This is a genomic window from Paenalcaligenes sp. DL 463 (genome assembly GCF_057475185.1).
Genome location: NZ_JBYBKX010000003.1, coordinates 215,432 through 238,310, shown reverse-complemented (window position 1 = coordinate 238,310; position 22,879 = coordinate 215,432). Strand labels below are relative to the sequence as shown.

Here is a 22,879-nt window from a genome sequence, read left to right as displayed (position 1 = left end):
GGAGATACCAGACTTAGATTTTGCCGATCAAATCCAAGGAAGGTGTCAGTGTTTTAGCACCTTCTTCCCATTTGGCTGGGCAAACTTCACCTGGGTTTTTGGCGATGTACTGAGCCGCTTTAACTTTACGTAGCAACTCTTTAGCATCACGGCCAATACCGTTATCGTGAACTTCCATGGCTTTGATTTGGCCTTCTGGGTTCACAACGAATGTACCGCGCAGTGCTAGACCTTCTTCTTCGATTAGCACTTGGAAGTTACGTGCTAATTGATGAGTAGGATCAGCTAGCATTGGGTAATTTACTTTACCGATAGCTTCTGAAGAATCGTGCCATGCTTTGTGTGAGAAATGAGTGTCAGTAGAAACTGAGAAGATCTCAACGCCTAGTGCTTGGAACTCGCTGTAATGATCAGCCAAGTCTTCCAACTCTGTAGGGCATACGAAAGTAAAGTCAGCTGGGTAGAAAACGAATACAGACCATTTACCAGCAATGCTTTCGTTTGTGTACTCTTTGAAGTCACCATTAACAAAAGCCGTTGCTTTAAAAGGTAGGATCTGTGTGTTGATTAATGACATGCTATGTATCTCCATTAGTGGTTAGCAATTGACAGTGATTAAATTATAGGATTTACCTATTGATTTGTAAAATTGATTAAACTAATCATGGCGATTGCTTTTGGCTATCGACCATGCTGTTGTGTTCCCAATCAACGTTCACATGGTTAATGCTAACAGCCATTAATGACAGGTTAAAGCTTTAACACTTTCAGAAATAAGAAAGCCGCGATTAACCCCTTTTTTGTCCTCTGCATCCAGCTCGAAACCCCATATACATCATGGCCATAAGGAATCAACTAATAGTTCGTTCCGTATGATGCGCAGTCTCTGCACAATAAAGACACTCTACGCCCGTTGCTATTGCACCACTCTTTGAACCACGTTAAGCGGGCGCGTTTATATGAGGTCTTCATGTCTACCCTCTCTACCCAGCCAACACTTGAGGCTCAAACCGCCGTTCAATGGGACGTGTTACTCGACGATTTAGCACGTATCGCCCAAGCGCATCCGAATGCGGTCTTTGCGAATTCGTTAGCCGCTGAAGATATGGTGATACAACACGCCATTCACGTACAAAAGCTACCGATTCGTAGCTTCACTCTTGATACGGGGCGCTTACACGACGAGACCTTAGCCTTACTTGATCAGGTTAATGCCCATTACGGTATTACCATCACTCGTCTCACACCGAATCAAGACAAGGTCGAACAACATGTAGCTGAGCATGGCACCCATGCTTTTTATGAAAGCTTAGCCTTACGTAAAGCGTGCTGCAGTTTGCGTAAAGTTGAACCGTTACGCGCCTATCTCTTGGGTAAATCCGCTTGGTTGACTGGGCAACGGCGTGAGCAATCTCAAACCCGAGACAATTTAGAAAAAAGTCAGTTTGATACTGCCTTCAATCTAGAAAAATTCAATCCCTTGTGTGACTGGACAAACGAACAAGTTTGGACCGTCATCCGCACCTTCGCTATTCCTTACAACACTCTGCACGATCAAGGCTATCCCTCTATTGGCTGTGAGCCTTGCACCCGGGCTATTCGCGTGGGCGAAGACATACGAGCTGGTCGTTGGTGGTGGGAACAACGTGACAGCATTGAATGTGGGCTACATACCAGCCCCGTTTCCACCATTACCCCTCATCATTAGGAGACATCATGGGATCTTTTTCCCCTCGTACCCACCTCGACTGGTTAGAGGCAGAGGCCATCTATGTACTACGAGAAATCGCTGCCGAATGCGAACGCCCTGTATTACTCTTTTCGGGTGGGAAAGACTCGGCCGTCCTGCTAAAGCTGGCAGAAAAAGCTTTTAGACCTGGCGCCTTTCCTTTTCCGCTCATGCACATTGATACCGGTCATAACTACCCCGAGGTCATTCGCTTTCGCGATGAGCGCGCTGCAGAGCTGGGTGAGAAACTCATTGTGCGGTCGGTCGAAGATTCCATCGCACGAGGCACCGTGGTGTTACGGCACGAGAACGACAGTCGAAACGGTGCTCAGGCCATCAGTTTATTAGAGGCCATTGAAGAGTTTCAGTTCGACGCTTGTATTGGTGGGGCCCGTCGGGACGAAGAAAAAGCACGTGCTAAAGAGCGTTTCGTCTCGTTTCGCGATGAGTTTGGTCAATGGGACCCTAAAGCCCAACGTCCTGAGCTTTGGCGGTTATTCAATACCAAAGTTCACAAAGGTGAAAACCTACGCGCCTTTCCTATTTCCAATTGGACCGAACTGGATGTGTGGCAATACATTAAACGTGAAGACATTGCCCTACCTCCTATTTACTACAGCCACACGCGGCGCGTCGTCAGACGTAATGGCTTGTTAGTCCCAGACACGCCCTTAACTCCGCCTAAAGAGGGCGAACTCGTTGAAGAGCTACAGGTGCGCTTTCGTACCGTTGGCGATATCTCTTGCACCTGCCCTGTTGAGTCACTTGCCGCCACGCCGGACGACATTATTGAAGAAACAGCCTTAGCAACGCTTACCGAACGCGGCGCCACGCGTATGGATGATCAAGCGTCAGAGGCGTCTATGGAACATCGTAAAAAACAAGGATACTTTTAATGAATGCCGTTAATGAATCTTGGCTGAACACAACAGATACTGGTGTCTTACGTTTTATTACGGCAGGCTCGGTTGATGATGGGAAATCCACATTAATTGGTCGCTTATTGCTAAACAGTCAGGCTGTTTTTGCTGATCAAATTGATGCGATCAACCGCTCGAAATATAAGCGCACCAGCGAACACGAGCCCGACTTAGCCCTATTAACCGATGGCTTAGAAGCCGAACGCGAACAGGGCATTACGATCGATGTCGCCTACCGCTATTTTGCGACGCCTTCACGAAAGTTTATCGTTACTGATGCGCCCGGTCATGAACAATACACACGCAATATGATCACCGGCGCGTCAACGGCCGAAGCCATCATCATTCTTATTGATGCCAGCAAAGCCGCCGATGGACAGCTACTAACGCAAACCCGACGTCACACCACTCTGGCTAAATTGCTCGGGCTAAAGCATATTATTGTTGCGATCAATAAGATGGATTTAGTCGGCTGGGACGAAGCGGTTTTTAACCGTATCCAACAAGCCTATGCCGAACTTGCACAACAAGTGGGCATTGAGCATTTTCACGTTGTGCCCATGTCGGCCCTGCGCGGTGACAACATCAGTACCCTCTCAAGTGAAACGCCTTGGTATAGCGGGCTTCCTTTATTAGGCCTGCTAGAAACGCTTCCGCTTTCTAGCGATTTGCATAATAACGAAGCGCGTTTATTTGTGCAGTGGGTAATACGCCACGATGGGCAAGCTGCCCAAGCATTTAGGGGCTACGCGGGCCATCTTGATAGCGGCCGCTTAAACGTAGGCGACGTTATTACCGTCTGGCCCTCTAAGGTCAGTGCCATAATTTCAGGCTTGCAACGCTCTGGTAAAACAGTACAGCAGGTTCAAGCGGGCGACGCCGTCACTGTTTTACTTGATCGCGACATCGATATTTCACGCGGTGATCTCATTACCTTAGCCAACAATACAATTGCGCCGTCTAAGGCCATACGCGCCGACCTATGCTGGCTTGATGAGACGCCACTTAACACAGCGCGATCTTACTGGTTAAAGCAGGGGTCTCGCCTAACGCTGGCTAAAGTGAATGAGATTCATCAAGTGCGCGATATTAGCGCCTTAGAGCCCAAATCAGGTGCCACACAACTGCAGATGAATGACATCGCCGCTGTTAGCGTCAACACACGTGATGCCTTGATGCTTGAGCCCTACGAAACACAACCCAGCACCGGTGCGTTTATTCTGATTGATTCCGCTACTCACCAAACGGCAGCAGCCGGAATCGTACGTTGACGAACAAGCTCTACTGATGAGCCCACGGCGCGTCACCAAAGTGCTGCGCCAAATAATCCATTAGCGCTTGCACTCGCGCTGGACGGGCTCGGCTTGGGGGAGTGACGAGGTGCAATGCCACGGAAGGTACCTCCCACTCAGGCATGGCAATCTGTAGGGTGCCCTGCGTTAACTCTTGCCACACTAAAAATTCCGGCTGCACGGCGACGCCTAAGCCCTGCAAAAGTACAGGAGTTAAGGCTTCTGCGTTATTGACCCGTAAAAAGGTGGGCACAGATTGCGTAAAGCTTCCTTGCACAGGATGCTCAAATCGCCACGTATTGCCCGTGCTGTCATGCATATACTGCAGCGAGCGGTGTGTCGCTAAATCCCGAGGGTGCTGTGGATAACCATAACGCTTAAAATAATGAGGCGCCCCAACAAGGTAGCGTTTTACCCTGCATAGTCGCCGAGCAAGTAGGCTAGAGTCAGGCAAGCTAGAAATGCGCAACACCATATCAAAGCTATCAGCAATAATATCAACAAACTCATCGCTGAATACCAGCTCTATCGTAACTTCGGGATGCGCCTTCATAAAACCCGGAAGCAGTGGTGCTAAATGAGTCACCCCAAATGACATGGGCGCGCTAACTCGAATTGGCCCACGTAATGTGGTGGCTTGATCCGTTAATAACGCTTCCAACCGCTCGCCTTCGTGCAAAATGCGGCTGGCTCCTGCCAAGGCAGCCTGCCCACTGGCACTTAAGGACATTTTTCTTGAGCTACGGTGAAACAGCGCCAGCTTCAGTTGTTTTTCTAAACGCGTAATGGCTTTGGATACCGTGGGCTGGCTGATGCCCAACGCATCGGCGGCGCGCGCAAACGATCCCACTTCTGCCACCTTGGCAAAAATAGCCCAAGCCTGAAGGTCAGGTAGTTGTTTCATGCAAGTAATGGAATGAATGACATTCTATTTATTCTATTCTATTACTCGTCAGCATCCACTAGTATTAACCCATGATCTTTTAATTACGGAGAACGACATGATTGATCGTCGCCCATTCAACACCCTAGGTGGTGCAAATCATGGTTGGTTAGATGCCAAACATCATTTTTCGTTTGCTCAGTATTACGACCCAAACCGCATGGGTTGGGGTGCGTTACGTGTATGGAACGACGACACCATCGCCGCAGGTACAGGCTTTCCTGCTCACCCTCATGCGGACATGGAAATCATTACTTACGTGCGCCATGGCGCCATCACGCACGCAGACAGCTTAGGCAATAAAGGTAGAACCGAGGCTGGAGACGTGCAGGTCATGAGTGCAGGCACCGGTATCCAACACGCTGAATACAACATGGAGTCTGTGGACACCACCCTGTTTCAAATTTGGATTATGCCGGATGAAACTGGACTTCTGCCCTCTTGGGGTAGCAAACCCTTTCCTAAGGGTGAGCGTAGTGGCGGATTCGTCGCTTTAGCAAGTGGTATGGAAGGGGACTCTGATGCACTGCCTATTCGTGCAAATGCTCGTGTATCGGGTGCCACGCTTGATTCAGGGCAATCTACGCAGTATCACCTAGCGCCTGGTCGTGTGGCCTACCTAGTGGCTGCAACGGGGGAAATAGACGTGAACGGTGTCAAACTCAATGCACGCGATGGTGCGGCCATTCGGGATGAAAACACCTTAACGATTTCTGCCACCGCTGCGTCCGAAATCGTTTTAGTGGAAACGGCCGCTTAAGTCATCGCGTCTAGGCGTTATGGCATATCACCCGCGCTGCGCCATTACAGCTCTAATCGAACGAGCGCGCCATTCCCTAGGGTGTGGCGCGCCATCCCTCCTTGCCGCCCGTCAAGTACCAGCTTTAGCCCACCCAACCACGCACCGTGACCAAAGGCCAAAACGGGCCCAGACGCTGCCTTTGCTCGATCACATACCCGCATGATACGAGCAGTAAAATCTTCATAGCTTTCACCTAGTGGCAGACTGTGCACGGCATTTTCCCAAGCTCCGGGGTGGGCGGCTTCTAATTCGTCCCAGGTGCGCCCCTCCCAGTCGCCAAAAGCAATCTCAGCTAAGTCAGGATCAACTTCTGCATCGGGAAAGCCATGCAGTGCAGCCGTTTGACGCGCTCGGCCTAGGGGTGAAGTGAGCACCAACGCAAAATCGCGCTCGGCTAAGGCCTCTAGGTTTGCGGCTAATACGGAAAGGTCCTGATCGCCCATTGGGTCGTCCAAAGCGATGTCGCGCTGACCTTGCAAACGGCCCTGTGTATTCCACGGTGTACGAAAATGGCGGATAAACCAAAACTCAGCCTTCACTGCTTACTCCGACAACAGCGGAGCGCTGTTGCTATCAATACTTAAAAAAACCGAAGCCCCCGCATCGTGTGGAGGCACCCCCATTGCGTGCAAGGTATCTACAATAATCTGCCCGTCTGGCGTGTCCACCAAGTAACGAATTTGACTACCTAAAAATTCACGATGAGAAATCGTACCCGGAATTTCACCCCCTGATGCCGTCAGAAGAATATTCTGCGGTCGCAATACAATGCGGTTAGCGGTCGCAACCGCGTTGGTAACCTTCAGCCGCTGCCCTCCCACGGTAACGAAACTCTCAGCTTGCATCACACCATTCAAAATATTTGCCGTACCCAAAAAGCCTGCAACAAAGGCATTAGCAGGCTGATCGTAAAGCTCTTGCGGCGTACCAATTTGTTGAATAACGCCCTTATCCAGTACGGCCATTCGATCCGACGTTGTGTTTGCCTCTTCTTGATCGTGCGTGACAAAAATGGTGGTTAAGCCCAGCTTCCGTTGCAAGGCCAGCAGCTCACGTCGCATTTGAACTCGCAACGACGCATCCAAATTGGAGAGCGGTTCATCGAGCAATAACACTTGCGGTTCAATCGCAATGGTGCGGGCGAGCGCCACGCGCTGCTGCTGCCCCCCTGATAGTTGCGCTGGCATGCGGTCAGCCAGATGAAGCAGTCCTACCGTTTCAAGCGCTTCTTCGACCTTGGGTGCAATAACACTCGCGGGCACCTTACGCTCTTCAAGACCAAAGGCCACATTCTTACGCACCGACATGTGGGGCCACAACGCGTAAGACTGGAATACCATGCCCACATTGCGCTTCCAGGGAGGCAGGTCGGCAACATCACGATCCCCAATTAGGATGCGGCCACGCGGCGTTGGACCAAAGCCTGCAATAGCGCGAAGCAGGGTTGATTTCCCTGACCCTGAAGGACCTAGGAAGGCGAAAAACTCGCCCGGCTCGATCACCATGTCGATGCCTTCCAGCACCTTCGTATCACCGAAGGACAGATGCAGATCCTCAATGCGGATTCCTGCTTTAGTATGCTTCATGTTTTGTCTCCGAAACTTAATGCTGTCCGTCACCGGTCATGGTTTGCCGTGCACGTTCGCGTTCGATAATTCGCTGTGAAAGATAGGTACCAATTGCCACAATTACGACGGCTAAAATGCCCAGAGCCGCTCCCGGCCCGCGTCCTGCTGGCGATTGCATGTAAAGATAAATACCGTATGCAAGCGGGGCATCGGATGAGCGGGCTACCAGCATAATGGTCGCTGAAAGCTCGACCGCAGCCGTAGCAAAACTGGTAACGAATCCAGCAAGAATCCCCCCCGTCATGAGCGGCACTACGATGCGTCGTATGGTGCTGGTTCGAGAGGCGCCAAGGCTTTCGGCTGCTTCCTCTAGCGATAATGACACCTGTTGCAGCGCGGCCATGCACGCCCGTAAAGCGTAAGGCAGACGACGCACCGCTAGCGCGATGATAATGATGCCCCAGAAACTGGACATCTGCCCCAAGCCAAACGGAAGTTGGACACTGTGGAACATACGCAAATAGCCAATACCTAATACCACACCGGGAACCGCCAGTGCGGCAGTCGCCATGTAATCCAGCCATTTTCGACCAACAAGCTTAGTACGGATCACAATGTAGGCAATAGCCGTACCCAATATCACGTCAATGACTGCAGCGGATCCGGCGTAAATCAGCGTATTCCAAATGTATTGCGAGGACTGCGTAAAAATCGTGCCAAAGTGCTGTACCGTAAAGCCATCAGGTAGGGGTGAAAAGGACCAGATCGTGCCAAAAGCCAGTAGCAACAACCCAAGGTGCGGTGAGAGCACCATCGCAAGAATCAGCCCAATCACGCCCCACGCTAGCCACTTCTCTCGCGGCTTCAAGTCGCGGCGTGATAATCCGCCCCCGCCTTTCTGCACTGTTGCGTAATCTTTGCCGCGCATGAACAAGAACGAAGCCCACAGCGAGAACACAGAAAACGCCACCAAGATAAACGAGATGACATATCCCATCGGGTCGTTGATACCGACTCCCGTAATACGTAGATACGCCTGTGGCGCCAACATCGTATTGACGTTCAACAACAAGGGAGTGCCCAGATCGTCAAAAACCTTAATAAATACTAATGCAGCGCCCGCCAAATAGCCCGGCATCGCTAAGGGGAAAACGATGCGTCGAAACATCCGCATACCGTATGACCCTAAATTCTGTGCAGCCTCTTCCATCGAGCGGTCAATATTGCGCAGGCTTGCCGACAAATTGATCAGGATAAAAGGAAAGTAATGGATAGACTGAACCAAAATGACACCAGACAGTCCCTCCATAAACGGTATGCGAAATCCGAAATAATCGTTCAGCAGCAAATTGATGGATCCGTTGCGACCAAATAGTAGCGACATCGCCACTGCCCCAACAAAAGGCGGCATGATCAACGGAATAATCCCAAGCGCTTGAATAGCCGCTGTACCCGCAAAATTAAAGCGTGTCGTGATATAGGCCAGCGGCAATGCAATCATCGTCGCTACCACTACCGAAACCGCAGATACATAAAACGAGTTCACGAAACTTTCGCGAAACAAGGCTGTATTGAAAAAATCTTGGAAGTTCTGGAGCGTAAAAGCGCCAGTGCGAGCATCCAGAAAGGCCACGTAAATCACCTGCGCTACCGGCAAAATCAGGAAGGCCATCAAGAAGATCGCGATCAGTATGCCAGCAACTGCAGCACCCGATAGGCGCGGAAACAGCGTGAACCGGCGCATGGCAGGGTTCTGGGAGTGAGTAACCATTTTGTTCGTCCTCAAGGGGGCGGGGGAGCAAAGGCCCACACCCTATTCGGGCGGGGGCCTTAAAGAAGCTATTACAACGCCGCTGCTTGTTCGGCCAACTCGCGGGCCTTGCGGTAGTTCTCAACGGCAAAGCTATCCCAGCTCTGCTCAACCTCGGCCTGACGTCCCACAACTTCGGTTTCCGCTTTAGCACGTGAGGTAGTAAAGACTTGCGTAAAGGACGAATCCAATGACTCGGCTTCGGTAATAGGCATCGCTTCGATCAACGCACGCGCCTCAGCGATCAACGTAGCCGCTTCATCATTACCACTATTAGCATGTGCCGCTTCTGCCTTTTGTACGGCAGAAACCGCAGCTCGAAGGTCTCCCAAACGATAGGTAACCAACACATCAAACAAAGAGTTCACTAGGTTATAGCGTTCTCCTGACTTATCCACATCGAATTCAATCGCATTCGGAGCGAACTCTTCTGAGAAAGGATTCGGGAAGCCTTCAGGTGCATTCTCGTAGACAACGGGATTGACCGGTAAACGCATAATGGCAGGATTCAACAGAACCTGTTGACCTTCGGGTGACAGTAAGAACTCAATAAATTTAACCGCCCCTTCTTGATTCGGTGCATTAGTAATGACGCCGATATTTGCGGGAACGATAGCGGTCACGCTTGGGTAAACTAAATCAACTGGAAAGCCGGATGCCTTGGATGCTAGGCCGAAGAAGTCAATCACAATGCCGAAGCCGGTAGCACCAGAGTTCACCGCATCGGGGACCCCAAAACTGCGTTCAGTCACGGTGTTCATGTTTCCGGCAATCCATTTCCACGTTGCCCAGCCCTCTTCCCAACCCTCACCTTGCAACACCGTCTCTACCGTCAAGTGGGTCGTTCCAGAACGCGATGGCGATGACATCGCCACATGGCCGTTATACTCTGCGCGTTTCAAATCTTCCCACTCATGAGCAACGCTCAGATCGTTGGCTTTGATGTAGCGGGTGTTGTACATGATTCCATAACCCGATGCGGCAAAACCAAAATAGGTTCCATCCGAGTCGTTAAGCGGATAGCCACCAATGGTATCGGGGACGCCTTCGGACTTGACGTCAACTTTGGCCAGCAACTCTTCGGCTTTCAGCACTTCGAATGCATCCGGCGCGGAAGCCCACATGAGATCCACTGCATTAGCTTTACGCGTTTCCATCAGATGCGAGACTGCTGCATTGGTATTTCGACTTACCACTTCCAGTGTTGTACCCGGATGTGCAGCCTCAAAAGCAGACTTGAAAGGGTCCGTCATGTCTCGTGGAAAAGAGGTCACAACCGTCACCGTGTTCGCAAAAGCGACCGATGACATTAGCAGTGCGGCGGTGGCACTGAGGGTCAAGGATTTAATCATTTACTCCTCCTACTTATTATTCCGTTATCGATCAGATGCTCTGCGAGCGCATCTGTACCAAGGAACTATGCACGAAGTTAAGATTACACGCAAGTATATGTTTTTAAAGAAAAAAATGAGTCAATCCTGACACATAAAATGGGTCAATCTTGACCCATTCGGGGCGCTTCCAGCATATTATGATGACGCAACCTCAAATAAAGGCGCTTGCGAGGAATGCCCAACAAATTGGCCGCTTCGGCCTTACGCCCCCCTGTTTCAATCAAGGCAGCACGCAATAGGCGCAATTCAAAATCATTCATTGCAGCATCGTAGCTGGGTCGACCTGTTTCTCCTCTCTCACCCCCCTGCGCAGGTATCCCGGGTGCCATTCCTATCACCAGGCGCTCGGCCAAATTACGCGCTTCACGAACATTACCCGGCCACTCATACCAGGCGATGCGTCGGCGCAACTCGTCATCAAGGTGAATCTTAGGGAGCTCATGTCGAGCAGCAGCTAACGCAGCGAAATGCGTTACCAGTAGCGCGGCATCATTTTCACGCTCACGCAATGGCGCCAAGTGCAACGCTGCATTGAAACGGTGAAAGAGGTCAGCCCGCAGTAGCCCCTCAGCCAGCAACGCTTCTGGCGGGCGTTTCGCACTACCAAAAATACGTAAATCGACGGGGCGCGGTGCAGCACCAAGCGGTGTAATCTCTCGCGCATCTAACACCCTCAACAAGCGCACCTGAAGCGGTTCTGACATGGATTCCAACTCATCCAAATACAACGTCCCTCCGTCAGCTCGCGCAATCAAACCAGGATTCTCAGCAGTGCCAAACAATTCCCTGTCGACCTCTGAAGCGCTCAAAGCCCCACAATTAATGGCGATAAAAGGGCCCTTAGATCGAGGCGATAGGTCGTGTAATACCTGCGCCACGAGTTCTTTACCCGTCCCAGTTTCCCCTGCAATCAGCAGATCCACCTGCAGCCCCGCCAAGCTACGTAATTGCTGGCGCAAGGCTTGCATCGTCGCCGATTGACCTATCAGTCGCTCTTCTGGTACTGGATTCCAACGTAATTGATCACGCAGACGAATATTTTCCAAATGCAAACTTCGCATCTCTTGTGCGCGCCTCAACACATCGAGCATTAGCTCCGGAGAGCACGGCTTCTCTAAAAAATCATGCGCTCCCCCACGCATGGCCCGGAGTGCTGCAGGGACGTCTCCGTGGGCAGTGATCAAGACAAAGGGCACCTCTGGCGCGACGTCTTGCACCTGATCCAGAAAGTCGAGACCCGAAAGACCCGGCATTCGTAAGTCGGACAAAATCACACCAGGGAAATCAGGACGTAGCTGCGCCAGCGCCGGAGCCGCTGCTTCGAACGCCAATACCTGAAACCCAGCAAGCTCTAGCGTCTCGACCGTAGCGAGTCGCAAATCGACATCATCTTCAACTAACATCACCTGTGGCATATCACTCATCACCTCTTTGCCAGCGATTCAACCTTAACCGTACAGCAGCTCCACCTTGGTCTCCTTGCTCAATCTCTAAATGACCTCCCATGTCTTGCATGACATTGAAAGCAATCGAAAGACCAAGACCAAGCCCTTTGTCTGGCTCTTTTGTAGTCACAAAGGGGTCTGTTAATGCCTGTCCACTTTGCCCCCCCAAGCCCACGCCATTGTCGCAGATGAGTAGCCTAACCGGATCACCAGCTTCTAGATGAATTCGTATCAAACCGGACTCGGGCGTCCCTTCGCGCGTAGCAATCGCGTCCAGCGCATTCCCCAAAATATTTAACAAGACTTGCTCTAACAGAATTTCGTCTCCTGAGACCATTACCTCTGTTAAATCGTCGCACTGAATTTGAACCCCTTCTGCTCGAATACGATGCTCCAGCAGCTCCATTGCCTCAGTGAGCGGCTCCGCCAAAGAAACACAATGATTACGATGAGCCGATCGACGAGCGATACGACGCAAATGACTGATGGTACGATTAATTCGTTCTAATAATCCTTCAATTCGCGTAATAGTAGGACGAGTTTCGGGATAGTTTGCACCCAGATTATGCAGTCGGTGGCCGATAGCAGCCAATGGTTGATTGATTTCATGACTAATCGCCGCCGACATCTGTCCCAAAGCTGCCATCTTACCGGCTTGTATCAGTTCACGCTGCGCGAGCTCAAGTCTTTCAAGCACCTGCTGCCGCTCACGGACCGATACGCGAAAAACTCTTACGGCATGCGTCATATCCGCAATTTCATCCCCCACAGGAGATTGAGCAAGAGCCGGCACAGGGATTGGCTGGGCATCGCTCAAATCGCCTCGCGCAATACGGCGTAGATCAGCCGACAGCGCCTCAATGCGCAACAAAATACGACGATGAACAAAGACCGCCAAAATAACAGCCGTTGCCAAAGCGCCAAACAAGGTCACCAAACCCAAGCCAAACGAGCCACGCCGGATAGCAGCGGCAGCTGCATCAGCACTGCGCTGTGCTCCGATGCGCTCTGATCTACCCAGATCGGTCAGTGCAGCCTGCATCTGCGCCAGACTCGTTTGGGCTGCATGTAATTCAGCAACAGCGGCGCGGTGCAATTCCAGACGCTGCTGTTGTTGCTCAAAAACATTCCCGTCACCTGCTGCTAGGGCTTTCAACCTCTCGAGAACTTGTACTAACAATCCGATATCCACTCTCGGTGCCAAATTCAGTTGAGCCAAAGCCAAACTGTCCAACGTGTCGCGGCCCAAGCCTCGTGTCTGCTCAAGCCCATCAAGGCTATCGGCTGACCGCGCTTGAAGCAACAAGGCGGTTAACGTGGCAGCTTCAGAGCCAATCTGCTGTATTCGGTCGCGCAGTAGCCAGTCTCGCGTCAGTGCTTGCTCAGCCTCCCGACGCACCACCGGAGCTGCTTCACTCACCAACGCCGTCAACTGCGTATCCATATTAAAAGATAGGTCACTCAGAATGCCCTGCACTTGATCCTGCACGTCGGCATGAACCCAACGCAGCTCAATATCCGCTTGAGCTTCGGACTGCGCGTGGCGGGAGAGGTCCACACTGATGCGACCAAAATCAGTGAGTGCGTGCCTCAAGTCGCGCTCAGCGACTTCAAGCGCCGCACGCGTCGCGTTTCGTTCAGGGGCAACCTGTAATACCGGTGATGCCAAAACCGCCTCGACCCCTTCGGTTGCATGTTCAATGGCTCGCTTCATCGGTGTTATCGGCATAGCAGGGTCTGCGACTAACTGCATCGCGAGTGCCGCCAACTCGCCCGTTGCCTCCGCTAACTCGCCAGCCAATGCAACCGCGGGGATCCGGTCCTGCGCTAAGGTCCGAAAATCACGTTCGGCATGAAGCATGACCGTCATACCCACCGTTAATACACCGGCTGCAATCAACACCACAAGTATTAACGCTGCTACCAACCGCCCCCGAATGGACTTACGCCAATACCGCATTACGACTCCTCTAACAGCCGAATGAGCGACTCTGCGTCACGTAAAATGGTATGTGAACGCTCAGACCATTCTATTAGCGTCTCACGGTTCTGCTTGGTCGAGCGAGCTTGATGTTCGGTTAACGGCATCCATGTCAACAATTGCCGTATACGAGCTCGCTGCGCAGCAGGCGCGTGATCCAGCGCTCGTAAACGGCGCCATAAATCACGGCGCAGCAGCAAATCACGAGCCACAAACGCTTCAAATATTTGCTTGATTTCCCAATAACGTCGTGCGGCCAACTCAGGGTCATAGCGTGACCAACTGAAATTCAACGCCGCTCTGACCTCAGGATGCAAAGACGCTTCGAGCTCGGCACGCACATCAGGGTCGACAGGGATGCGACGTATCTCGGGCCGTAGCAAAACTCGTTGGCCCTGCTCCGACAATACGAAGTTCATGAAGGCTCGGGCTGCTGAGGAGTTGTCGCCGCCCTGTAACGCGGCTATTCGCGCCGGGATCATGATCACTGGATGACCGTAGCGAAAAACCAGTCCATCACTCCGGCGTGTTAACGCCAAGTAGTCAATACTCAAGCCTAAAGTGAACTCACCACTCTCCACACCCTCTAGCACACCAAAACTACGGGCAGAGATCGTACTTAACTGTGCAGTAAGTTCTAAAACCCACGCCCAACCCGCTTGCCAACCTCGATCTTGCAGAATCGTTTCCAGAAGAGAGTGCATGGTCCCTGAGCGCATCGGATGCGACATGGCAATACGTTGCGAAAACACCGGGTCGAGCAAATCATTCCAGTCTTGCGGTATAGGAAAGTCAGGGGGTGCATCGTGTGTTGCTCGCCATGTCCAACCCACCGCTGACCATGCGAAATCGGCGTGTGGCCCATGCCCTACGTCAACCAATAGGCCAGCATGTTTCAATACCACAAAAGCCTCTGGTGATGAGGCCCAGAACAAATCAAAGCGCCGACCATTACCCGCCAACATCTCGTCGACAGCAGCATGAGTGTTCTTATTCAGCACCCGCACCCGGATATCCGGGTGTTGCCGATGGAAGGCTTCAACCAATGGGTCAACCACAACCGATTGGTACGACGTCATGATCCGCAGTTCTTGAGCTGCCGCCATCGTAGGTAACATTAACGCCACCCACACAGTCAACAAACTGAGAGGTTGGATAAGAACCATCGGTCCGTGATGAACTGAGCGCATTTTTCCTTTTGCTTTAAATATTATATTCACCCGCTCAGGACGCTTGACGTCCACGAATCACATACTATCGTACAGACAGCCCCTCGCACAGCTTCAAAGCATCATAAAAGCAGACATAATCACTGAACAACGGAATATTCGTAAGGCTGCCTCTTGAAATGATAAAAAAGCATCTCCATCTATGTGGTTAGCTGCACACAATGGTGTCAGCACGGCGCTGTGGCTGGGTAGAAAGTGCGTTTAAATCCCGTTATGTAACCATCATGGTTTGCATGACTTGAAATTACCTCATTCACCCTTATAATTAGCACTCATAGCTAGTGAGTGCTAACAACAGTCACAGGCTCAAAATTTTATTCCACTTGTTTTTTTGAACAGGAGTTCAACTATGGCACTGCGTCCTCTGAACGATCGTGTGATCGTCAAACGTTTGGACAACGAGCGCACCACAGCCTCGGGTATTGTTATCCCTGAAAGCGCGGCAGAAAAGCCCGATCAAGGTGAAGTTTTGGCAGTAGGCCCAGGTAAACGTACAGAAGACGGCAAAGTTCTGCCTCTCGACCTGAAAGTTGGCGACAAAATTCTGTTTGGCAAATACGCCGGTCAGAGCGTCAAAGTTGACGGTGAAGAACTGCTCGTTATCCGCGAAGAAGAAATCCTCGCCATTATCGAGTAATCCTCCATTTACGCACTGAATCAAGGAATTAAAAATGGCTGCTAAGCAAGTATTTTTCGGCGATGAAGCTCGCACACGCATTGTACGTGGTGTAAACACTCTCGCTAACGCTGTAAAAACCACCATGGGCCCCAAAGGTCGTAACGTGGTTCTCGATCGTTCTTTTGGCGCTCCTACCGTTACCAAAGACGGTGTATCGGTTGCTAAAGAAATCGAACTGAAAGACAAATTTGAAAACATCGGTGCACAACTCGTTAAAGAAGTGGCTTCTAAAACGTCTGATAACGCCGGTGATGGTACAACCACTGCTACAGTTTTGGCACAAGCCATCGTAGAAGAAGGCTTGAAATACGTCGCAGCGGGTATCAACCCAATGGACCTCAAGCGCGGTATCGACCAAGCCGTTGCGGTTACCGTAGAAGAACTACGTAAACTGTCACGCCCTTGCGCGACCAGCAAAGAAATCGCTCAGGTGGGTTCTATTTCTGCCAACAGCGACCTCTCCATCGGTGAGATCATTGCTAACGCCATGGACAAAGTCGGTAAAGAGGGTGTCATTACCGTTGAAGACGGTAAGTCGCTTGAAAACGAACTTGATGTTGTAGAAGGTATGCAGTTTGATCGCGGCTACCTCTCACCCTACTTCATCACTAGCCCTGAAAAGCAAGTTGCTGCTCTGGACGATCCCTATGTGCTAATTTTTGACAAAAAAATCAGCAACATCCGCGATTTGCTTCCTATTCTTGAGCAAGTTGCCAAGTCCAGCCGTCCTCTGTTGATTATTGCTGAAGACGTAGAAGGCGAAGCGCTAGCTACCCTAGTCGTCAACAACATCCGCGGCATTCTTAAAGCTACTGCTGTTAAAGCTCCAGGCTTTGGTGATCGTCGTAAAGCCATGTTGGAAGACATCGCTATCCTAACTGGCGGTACCGTAATTTCAGAAGAAACCGGTATGTCACTCGAAACAGCAACTCTCGAGCACTTAGGTCAAGCCAAGCGCATTGAAGTTGCTAAAGAAAACACCACGATTATTGACGGTGCTGGCGATAGCCCTTCCATCGAGTCACGTGTAAAACAAATCCGTGCACAGATCGAAGAAGCCACTTCCGATTACGATCGTGAAAAACTTCAAGAGCGTGTAGCCAAGTTGGCTGGCGGTGTAGCCGTTATCCGCGTTGGTGCAGCAACAGAAGTTGAAATGAAAGAGAAAAAAGCACGTGTTGAAGATGCATTGCATGCAACTCGCGCTGCCGTAGAAGAAGGTATTGTTCCTGGTGGTGGTGTTGCACTTATCCGTGCACGCGCTGCAGTTTCTCAGCTTACCGGCGAGAACCTAGACCAAGACGCAGGTATCAAACTTGTACTACGTGCTATTGAAGCTCCCCTACGCACCATCGTCAGCAATGCTGGTGAAGAAGCAAGCGTCGTTGTTAACGAAGTCGCTTCCGGTGAAGGTAACTACGGCTACAACGCCTCTACAGGCGAGTACGGCGACTTAGTGGCTCAAGGTGTACTTGACCCAACTAAAGTAACGCGTACAGCACTACAAAACGCTGCTTCCATTGCTAGCTTGTTGCTAACAACTGAAGTTGCTGTTGCCGAAATCGCCGAAGAGAAAGCCGAAGGCGGTATGCCTGATATGGGTGGAATGGGCGGCATGGGTGGTATGGGCGGAATGGGCGGCTTCTAAGCACCCAATTCGTTGCAAAAGCTTAACCTCTCTCGTTAAGCACCCTGCACTAAAAGGGCCCTTGCTGTGATAACGCAGCAAGGGCCCTTTTTTATTTTCTTGGGTCAGCCTTTATAATCACGTCTGCATCTAGGCGGCATCGAATCATCGCTGTCTTACGCTCACTACCGCCACACCTGTTAAGCTTTCACTTTCTGCTCGCTGCCATTGGCCTCTTATCGCTTTATTTATTATGAAATTTTCCGCTAAGCTTGAGGCCGCCTGGTCTCGCTCTAACTCGTTATTGATGGTAGGCCTAGACCCAGATACCTCTCGCTTCCCCGCAGAGTTACACCATAAACCTGACGCTATTTTTGAGTTTTGTCGGGACATCGTCGACGCGACTGCAGCGTATGCCTGTGGGATTAAACCCCAAATTGCCTACTTCGCCTCGCAAGCGGCCGAAGCGCAACTTGAAGCCTTATGCGCCTATGTACGAGAGCACTACCCCTGGCTGCCGATCGTCTTAGACGCGAAACGTGGTGATATTGGCTCGACTGCCAATCATTACGCCGCCGAAGCCTTTGAGCGCTATCAAGCCGACGCAGTCACCGTGAACCCGTATATGGGCTTTGATTCGGTAGAACCCTATCTAGAATGGTCTGATCATGGGGTCATCGTATTGTGCCGAACCTCTAACGCTGGCGGGTCAGATCTACAATTTCTGACGATGCAAGATGGTACGCCCCTATACCTTCATGTGGCCGATCTGGTCGCTAATAAATGGAATCGCAATGGGCAGTGTGCCTTAGTAGTAGGCGCTACCTTTCCAGACGAAGTAGCAGCCGTACGTGCCCGCATTGGCGACATGCCACTACTCGTACCTGGCATCGGTGCTCAAGGTGGCAGCATTTCTGAAACCGTGGCTGCAGGCTTAGACAGCACCGGTCATGGCATGATGATCAATTCTTCTCGGGCCATTTTATACGCGAGCTCGGGCGACGACTGGCGTGAAATGGCAGCAACCGTTGCAAAGCAAACTCGCGACGCCATTAATACTGCCAAAACAGCGATACGATAGACACCCTTAGGCGTTCTGTAAGAGATCAGCCGTGGTAGTGAGAATAAATACCACCGCTTGATCTCGTATCGCAGTGCGATCACCTTCAAAAATTTGCGTATAAGCGCGGGTGACAATTCCGTCTTTGGTACATCTTGCAATGCCAAAACAAACCATGCCTACAGGCTTTCCTGGTGTAGCGCCAGTGGGTCCTGCTATCCCTGTGGTAGAGACGGCGACCTGTACACCTGCTACAGAAGCTAGCACCCCAGAGGCCATCTCCATGGCGGTTTCTTCACTGACCGCACCAAAACGCTCCAGCGTATCAACGTTCACCTGAAGGTCTTCTTGCTTTGCCGCATTGCTGTAGGTCACAAAACCGCGCTCAAACCACTGGCTGGATCCATCAATTGCGGTGCAACTCGCCGCGACTAAGCCACCCGTGCACGACTCTGCCGTGGCTATAAACATGGCTTTCTTTTTTAACAATGTACCGAGTTTTTCAGCTAAGAGTAGGTTCGTATTGCTTATCATACAAAGACTCCTAATCGTACCAAGAGGGCCATTGCCAGTAAGGCATATAGCGCTGCGACAATATCGTCAAACATAACGCCAAAACCGCCCGAAAGACGGCGATCGACATAACGTACCGGTGGCGGCTTAACAATATCGAAAAAACGGAACAACGCAAAGGCGCACAACTGAGGCCAAAATCCCGTCGGGCTAAGCCAAAGCACTAACCAGAACGCAACCACTTCATCCCAATTCATACCACTGTGATCGGGTACGCCCAGATCATCGCCAGTACGCTGGCACGCCCAGCAACCTAAGCCAAAGCTCAGCAACAACAATACCGCAACACTGGTATCGGGTAAGTGCTGCAACACAAGCAGCCACAACAGCCACCCTAATACCGTCCCCCATGTACCCGGCCCTGGATACAACGTACCCGAGCCGAAACCAAAGGCAAAAAAACGGTAGGGCTTTTGATAAACCCATTGCACGCTGGGACGAACACGTACGCTATCGTGTGGCTTTGTCATGATTAAATCGGTATTTACTCTGCAAAATGATCATAACCCTGACGAGTTGGTTCAATGCATTCGCCTTGGGCATTACGAACTCGCAGCCCTGCGCTTTGTGTAATTTCACCTATCTGGGTAACACGTATCCCGTGCTGCTGAGCCATTTCCATAATCAATGACCGTTGCGATACTGGGGCGGTAAAACAAAGCTGAAAGACATCGCCACCCCCTAGCACGGCCTGCTCTTGCACAGCCATGGGCAGACCCATTAACGCCGGATGGATAGGCAATAAGGCATAATGAACTTCAGCACCGCATCGGCTTGCCGCCAGAATATGCCCTAAATCTTGCACTAAACCATCGGAAACATCGATGGCCGCATTGGCTACCCCCACTAAGTCAGCACCTAAGCGCACGGGGGGATGGGGAAGCTCAAGGTCGTCAATACAGCCCGCATAACGGACGCTGTCCATAGGCAGCTGCTGTGTACGATAGCGCAGAGCAATGTCCGCAGCACCTAACTCGCCACTTAGCCAGATATCGTCACCTACCTGAGCAGCAGAGCGCAATAGAGCGCGACCCGTGGGTACCTCGCCCATTACGGTTAGGCTGATGCTGATACCTTGTACTGATCGAGTGGTGTCGCCCCCAATAAGGGGGCATTGATAGCGATCTGCGAGTTCAAGCAGACCTTTGCTAAAGGCGTACAGCCAGTCGTGATCGACCGTGGGAAGGGCTAAGCCCAACAAACATCCCTTAGGGATAGCGCCGATAGCCGAAAGGTCGGACAGATTCACTGCAAGAGCCTTATGGCCTAAACGCTGTGGATCCACATCGCTAAAAAAGTGGCGCTCTTCAAGCAACAAGTCAGTACTTGTTGCTAGTTGATAACCCGAACGAACCGAAAATAAGGCACAGTCATCGCCAACGCCCACATAGCCCTCTGGGGCCGGCCGGGAGAAATACTGCGCGATTAAATCGAACTCGTTGGCCAACGGCTTGCCCTACTTACGCTTTTGGTACTTTTGAACTTCGGCTTCCCTGACCGTAAGCGCGAGCCGATCAAGCACACCATTAACAAACTTAAAACCATCGGTGCCACCGAAGTCTTTAGCCAGCTCTACCGCCTCGTTGATGGCCACTCGGTATGGCACTTCCACATGGTGCACTAGCTCATAACTACCCAGAAGCAAAATACCATGCTCGATCGGTGAGAGTTCGCTGAGCGGGCGATCAACAAAGGGCATAAAGCGCTCTTGTAGATCAGCGGACTCTCGCATTACACCGTACAGCAAGGTGCGATACCACGCCGCATCCGCCTCAGCAAAGTGCTCTTCGCTGCGTATGTGTGCATCAATGGAACCGGCTTCTTGTAAGCCGTCGGCGCCACGGATAATCCACGCGTATATACCCTGTAGGGCAAACTCACGCGCAAGACGTCGGGCGCTACGGCTGTTTCCCCGCGAGGGTGTAGCTCCCGAAGGGTTAGTTGTTGTTGTCAAGATTTTCTTCCTCATCATCGTCGAAGTCAGTATCGTCTGCTTCGTCGTCTATATCATCATCGTCTTCGTCATCTTCGTCGAAGTCAGGCTCAAGCAACGCGATTAGGTTGGCCATTTCAACGGCGGTACGCGCACAATCACGGCCTTTCTCAGCCGCTCTAACTTGTGCCTGCTCATCGGTTTCGGCGGTCAAGATGCCATTAGCAATGGGCATGCCCGTATCAAGCGATACCCGCGTAATGGCCGCTGCGCTTTCATTGCTTACAATTTCGAAGTGATAGGTTTCACCTCGGATCACCGCACCCAACGCGATCAGCGCATCAAATTCGCTTGTTTCTGCCATTTGGGCTAGCGTGATACCTACCTCAAGCGCCCCAGGTACAGAGAGCACTGTGATATCACGTACATCAACGCCCAAAGCGACGAGCTCGGCAACACACGCCTCTTGCTGCGCATTACCAATTTCGTCATTAAAACGAGCACGCACAATACCAACATGCAGGCCTTCGCCGTCGTGGTCTGGAAATACGATGTAGGGGTTCATAATGGGCAGCTCCGATCAGACTTATTGGTTAGGTTCGCTATGGTAACCCGTAATGCTCAGGGCAAAGCCCGTCATACTAGGCATTTTTCGTGGGCGAGCAAGAAGTTTCGCTTTACCCACATTTAAATCACGTAAAATTTGGGCCCCAATGCCGTAAGTGCGTAAGTCGTAACGGTTTTCACGTCCGATCTCAGGGGTGGTGGGTTTTGGGCTATCACTGCGGGCATCGAATTGGCCGAAAAGCTTTTCGATGTCACCCTGACAGTTCATCAACACCATAACGCCAGCAGGGGTTTGTTTAATGGCATTCAACGCTGAGGAGACCGTCCAACTGTGGTCGCTAACCTCGTCGCAGAGAAAATCCATAACCGTCGTGGGCTCGTGTACTCGCACTAGCACCTCGTCGTCGGGAGTGACCGTGCCATGCACTAAGGCTAAATGGGGGGCCCCGGACGAAAGATCACGATAGCCCACTGCCTGAAACTCGCCCCAAGGGGTAAGCATTGGACGATCAAACAGACGTTCAACCATGGACTCGTTTTGGCTTCGGTACTGAATTAAATCAGCAATCGTACCCACTTTCAATTGATGCTGTTTTGCAAACCGTACAAGATCGGGAAGTCGTGCCATCGTTCCGTCAGGATTAAGGATCTCACAAATGACCGCGGCCGGCGTTAAGCCTGCCATTCTAGTCAGATCGCAACCCGCCTCAGTGTGCCCTGCACGCACTAGCACACCGCCATTAGCCGCCTTTAACGGAAAAATATGGCCTGGTTGAACCAAGTCAGTAGGACGAGCATCGCGAGCCACCGCCGCACGCACGGTTTTAGCGCGATCGGCAGCAGAAATACCGGTTTCCACACCCTCGGCAGCCTCGATAGAGACCGTAAAATTCGTACCGAATTTCGTACCGTTACGCACTGCCATTAACGGCAAATCAAGTTGCTGACAGCGCTCTTCTGTTAAGGTTAAACACACCAGACCACGTCCGTGAGTCACCATGAAGTTGATCGCCTCTGGGCTAACGAACTCGGCAGCCATCACCAAATCGCCTTCGTTTTCACGATCTTCTTCATCAACCAGTATGACCATGCGCCCCGCACGTAGCTCGGCCACAATATCGGGGACGGGTGAAATATCGTAGGATTCTGCTTCCGGAAGATCGGCCGGTTCGATATGACTCATAACATTCCTGCTTTTTAATGGATAGGCCATTTTAGCGCCTGTCGACGCTATTCGTACAATGAGACACGAACAGCTGAAACTGAATAAGGCATAATAGCTTTTTTGCCTTACGGCCCTCTGCATTGCATTGTTGCTAAACCGTAG

The 22,879-nt window shown here is 51.4% G+C and carries 22 protein-coding genes; 7 read left to right on the top strand and 15 right to left on the bottom strand.

Annotated features, from left to right (window positions below; translation table 11 throughout):
• Positions 1-13 precede the first annotated feature (13 nt).
• Positions 14-577: an alkyl hydroperoxide reductase subunit C gene (gene ahpC, locus AC2UZI_RS12705; RefSeq protein ID WP_486944246.1), complete on the bottom strand. Its 564-nt coding sequence runs from the start codon at positions 575-577 to the stop codon at positions 14-16.
• A gap of 393 nt (positions 578-970) precedes the next feature.
• Between ahpC and AC2UZI_RS12700 the strand changes: the two genes are divergently transcribed.
• Genes AC2UZI_RS12700 through AC2UZI_RS12690 form a run of 3 tightly spaced genes read left to right on the top strand, consistent with a single transcriptional unit; the run spans position 971 to position 3,920 of the window.
• On the top strand, positions 971-1,708 hold the full coding sequence (locus AC2UZI_RS12700) for a phosphoadenylyl-sulfate reductase (protein WP_486944245.1): 738 nt from the start codon (positions 971-973) through the stop codon (positions 1,706-1,708).
• 8 nt (positions 1,709-1,716) lie between these two features.
• Positions 1,717-2,625 carry a sulfate adenylyltransferase subunit CysD gene (gene cysD / locus AC2UZI_RS12695; protein WP_486944244.1) on the top strand — a complete coding sequence of 303 codons (909 nt, stop codon included), beginning with the start codon at positions 1,717-1,719 and terminating at the stop codon, positions 2,623-2,625.
• Positions 2,625-3,920: a sulfate adenylyltransferase subunit 1 gene (locus AC2UZI_RS12690; RefSeq protein WP_486944243.1), complete on the top strand. Its 1,296-nt coding sequence runs from the start codon at positions 2,625-2,627 to the stop codon at positions 3,918-3,920. The genes cysD and AC2UZI_RS12690 overlap by 1 nt, the downstream gene beginning before the upstream one ends.
• Before the next feature lie 10 nt (positions 3,921-3,930).
• Here the strand turns inward: AC2UZI_RS12690 and AC2UZI_RS12685 are convergent, their stop codons facing one another.
• Positions 3,931-4,845 (bottom strand): LysR family transcriptional regulator, encoded by a 915-nt coding sequence (locus AC2UZI_RS12685; RefSeq protein WP_486944242.1) that lies wholly within the window; start codon positions 4,843-4,845, stop codon positions 3,931-3,933.
• Between the two features lie 97 nt (positions 4,846-4,942).
• Here AC2UZI_RS12685 and AC2UZI_RS12680 point away from each other — a divergent pair, with 97 nt between their 5' ends.
• Positions 4,943-5,644 carry a pirin family protein gene (locus tag AC2UZI_RS12680; RefSeq protein ID WP_486944241.1) on the top strand — a complete coding sequence of 234 codons (702 nt, stop codon included), beginning with the start codon at positions 4,943-4,945 and terminating at the stop codon, positions 5,642-5,644.
• Positions 5,645-5,688: 44 nt separating this feature from the next.
• On the opposite strand, the gene AC2UZI_RS12675 is transcribed toward AC2UZI_RS12680, so the two are convergent.
• The 7 genes from AC2UZI_RS12675 to AC2UZI_RS12645 form a co-directional block, all read right to left on the bottom strand.
• A complete protein-coding gene (locus AC2UZI_RS12675; RefSeq protein WP_486944240.1) occupies positions 5,689-6,225 on the bottom strand; it encodes a histidine phosphatase family protein in 537 nt (178 codons plus the stop codon).
• A 3-nt stretch (positions 6,226-6,228) separates the two neighbouring features.
• Positions 6,229-7,272, bottom strand: a complete 1,044-nt coding sequence (locus AC2UZI_RS12670) for an ABC transporter ATP-binding protein (RefSeq protein ID WP_486944239.1) — start codon at positions 7,270-7,272, stop codon at positions 6,229-6,231.
• 16 nt (positions 7,273-7,288) lie between these two features.
• The gene (locus AC2UZI_RS12665) at positions 7,289-8,998 is read right to left on the bottom strand and encodes an ABC transporter permease (RefSeq protein ID WP_486944276.1); all 1,710 of its coding nucleotides are present in this window, start codon (positions 8,996-8,998) and stop codon (positions 7,289-7,291) included.
• Positions 8,999-9,096: 98 nt separating this feature from the next.
• A complete protein-coding gene (locus tag AC2UZI_RS12660; protein ID WP_486944238.1) occupies positions 9,097-10,416 on the bottom strand; it encodes an ABC transporter substrate-binding protein in 1,320 nt (439 codons plus the stop codon).
• Positions 10,417-10,559: 143 nt separating this feature from the next.
• On the bottom strand, positions 10,560-11,882 hold the full coding sequence (locus tag AC2UZI_RS12655; RefSeq protein ID WP_486944237.1) for a sigma-54-dependent transcriptional regulator: 1,323 nt from the start codon (positions 11,880-11,882) through the stop codon (positions 10,560-10,562).
• Positions 11,875-13,863 carry an ATP-binding protein gene (locus AC2UZI_RS12650; RefSeq protein ID WP_486944236.1) on the bottom strand — a complete coding sequence of 663 codons (1,989 nt, stop codon included), beginning with the start codon at positions 13,861-13,863 and terminating at the stop codon, positions 11,875-11,877. The genes AC2UZI_RS12655 and AC2UZI_RS12650 overlap by 8 nt, the downstream gene beginning before the upstream one ends.
• The gene (locus tag AC2UZI_RS12645; RefSeq protein ID WP_486944235.1) at positions 13,863-15,074 is read right to left on the bottom strand and encodes an ABC transporter substrate-binding protein; all 1,212 of its coding nucleotides are present in this window, start codon (positions 15,072-15,074) and stop codon (positions 13,863-13,865) included. The genes AC2UZI_RS12650 and AC2UZI_RS12645 overlap by 1 nt, the downstream gene beginning before the upstream one ends.
• A gap of 388 nt (positions 15,075-15,462) precedes the next feature.
• Between AC2UZI_RS12645 and AC2UZI_RS12640 the strand changes: the two genes are divergently transcribed.
• The 3 genes from AC2UZI_RS12640 (at position 15,463) to pyrF (ending at position 18,500) form a co-directional block, all read left to right on the top strand.
• Positions 15,463-15,750, top strand: coding sequence for a co-chaperone GroES (locus AC2UZI_RS12640; protein ID WP_486944234.1), 288 nt, complete (start codon positions 15,463-15,465; stop codon positions 15,748-15,750).
• Positions 15,751-15,784: 34 nt separating this feature from the next.
• Positions 15,785-17,440: a chaperonin GroEL gene (groL, locus tag AC2UZI_RS12635; protein ID WP_486944233.1), complete on the top strand. Its 1,656-nt coding sequence runs from the start codon at positions 15,785-15,787 to the stop codon at positions 17,438-17,440.
• A 232-nt stretch (positions 17,441-17,672) separates the two neighbouring features.
• On the top strand, positions 17,673-18,500 hold the full coding sequence (pyrF, locus tag AC2UZI_RS12630; RefSeq protein WP_486944232.1) for an orotidine-5'-phosphate decarboxylase: 828 nt from the start codon (positions 17,673-17,675) through the stop codon (positions 18,498-18,500).
• 6 nt (positions 18,501-18,506) lie between these two features.
• Here the strand turns inward: pyrF and AC2UZI_RS12625 are convergent, their stop codons facing one another.
• The 6 genes from AC2UZI_RS12625 to ribBA are packed head-to-tail and all read right to left on the bottom strand — an operon-like array spanning position 18,507 to position 22,735.
• Positions 18,507-19,013: a CinA family protein gene (locus AC2UZI_RS12625; RefSeq protein WP_486944231.1), complete on the bottom strand. Its 507-nt coding sequence runs from the start codon at positions 19,011-19,013 to the stop codon at positions 18,507-18,509.
• Positions 19,010-19,522: a phosphatidylglycerophosphatase A family protein gene (locus AC2UZI_RS12620; protein ID WP_486944230.1), complete on the bottom strand. Its 513-nt coding sequence runs from the start codon at positions 19,520-19,522 to the stop codon at positions 19,010-19,012. Before AC2UZI_RS12620 ends, AC2UZI_RS12625 begins: the two co-directional genes overlap by 4 nt.
• A 14-nt stretch (positions 19,523-19,536) precedes the next feature.
• On the bottom strand, positions 19,537-20,499 hold the full coding sequence (gene thiL / locus AC2UZI_RS12615; RefSeq protein WP_486944229.1) for a thiamine-phosphate kinase: 963 nt from the start codon (positions 20,497-20,499) through the stop codon (positions 19,537-19,539).
• A 9-nt stretch (positions 20,500-20,508) separates the two neighbouring features.
• Entirely contained in the window at positions 20,509-21,006 is a 498-nt protein-coding gene (nusB, locus tag AC2UZI_RS12610; RefSeq protein WP_486944228.1) for a transcription antitermination factor NusB, read from the bottom strand.
• Positions 20,990-21,550 (bottom strand): 6,7-dimethyl-8-ribityllumazine synthase, encoded by a 561-nt coding sequence (ribH, locus tag AC2UZI_RS12605; protein WP_486944227.1) that lies wholly within the window; start codon positions 21,548-21,550, stop codon positions 20,990-20,992. Before ribH ends, nusB begins: the two co-directional genes overlap by 17 nt.
• A gap of 21 nt (positions 21,551-21,571) precedes the next feature.
• On the bottom strand, positions 21,572-22,735 hold the full coding sequence (gene ribBA, locus AC2UZI_RS12600) for a bifunctional 3,4-dihydroxy-2-butanone-4-phosphate synthase/GTP cyclohydrolase II (RefSeq protein ID WP_486944226.1): 1,164 nt from the start codon (positions 22,733-22,735) through the stop codon (positions 21,572-21,574).
• Positions 22,736-22,879: the final 144 nt, after the last annotated feature.

Coding starts and splice junctions, on each gene's coding strand:
- AC2UZI_RS12680 (WP_486944241.1), top strand. CDS start 4,943: ATGATTGATCGTCGCCCATTCAACACCCTAGGTGGTGCAAATCATGGT.
- AC2UZI_RS12655 (WP_486944237.1), bottom strand. CDS start 11,882: ATGAGTGATATGCCACAGGTGATGTTAGTTGAAGATGATGTCGATTTG.
- ribBA (WP_486944226.1), bottom strand. CDS start 22,735: ATGAGTCATATCGAACCGGCCGATCTTCCGGAAGCAGAATCCTACGAT.
- AC2UZI_RS12660 (WP_486944238.1), bottom strand. CDS start 10,416: ATGATTAAATCCTTGACCCTCAGTGCCACCGCCGCACTGCTAATGTCA.
- AC2UZI_RS12665 (WP_486944276.1), bottom strand. CDS start 8,998: ATGCGCCGGTTCACGCTGTTTCCGCGCCTATCGGGTGCTGCAGTTGCT.
- AC2UZI_RS12670 (WP_486944239.1), bottom strand. CDS start 7,272: ATGAAGCATACTAAAGCAGGAATCCGCATTGAGGATCTGCATCTGTCC.
- AC2UZI_RS12700 (WP_486944245.1), top strand. CDS start 971: ATGTCTACCCTCTCTACCCAGCCAACACTTGAGGCTCAAACCGCCGTT.
- AC2UZI_RS12625 (WP_486944231.1), bottom strand. CDS start 19,013: ATGATAAGCAATACGAACCTACTCTTAGCTGAAAAACTCGGTACATTG.
- AC2UZI_RS12645 (WP_486944235.1), bottom strand. CDS start 15,074: ATGCGCTCAGTTCATCACGGACCGATGGTTCTTATCCAACCTCTCAGT.
- pyrF (WP_486944232.1), top strand. CDS start 17,673: ATGAAATTTTCCGCTAAGCTTGAGGCCGCCTGGTCTCGCTCTAACTCG.
- ahpC (WP_486944246.1), bottom strand. CDS start 577: ATGTCATTAATCAACACACAGATCCTACCTTTTAAAGCAACGGCTTTT.
- AC2UZI_RS12690 (WP_486944243.1), top strand. CDS start 2,625: ATGAATGCCGTTAATGAATCTTGGCTGAACACAACAGATACTGGTGTC.
- AC2UZI_RS12640 (WP_486944234.1), top strand. CDS start 15,463: ATGGCACTGCGTCCTCTGAACGATCGTGTGATCGTCAAACGTTTGGAC.
- AC2UZI_RS12650 (WP_486944236.1), bottom strand. CDS start 13,863: ATGCGGTATTGGCGTAAGTCCATTCGGGGGCGGTTGGTAGCAGCGTTA.
- AC2UZI_RS12620 (WP_486944230.1), bottom strand. CDS start 19,522: ATGACAAAGCCACACGATAGCGTACGTGTTCGTCCCAGCGTGCAATGG.
- AC2UZI_RS12685 (WP_486944242.1), bottom strand. CDS start 4,845: ATGAAACAACTACCTGACCTTCAGGCTTGGGCTATTTTTGCCAAGGTG.
- cysD (WP_486944244.1), top strand. CDS start 1,717: ATGGGATCTTTTTCCCCTCGTACCCACCTCGACTGGTTAGAGGCAGAG.
- groL (WP_486944233.1), top strand. CDS start 15,785: ATGGCTGCTAAGCAAGTATTTTTCGGCGATGAAGCTCGCACACGCATT.
- ribH (WP_486944227.1), bottom strand. CDS start 21,550: ATGAACCCCTACATCGTATTTCCAGACCACGACGGCGAAGGCCTGCAT.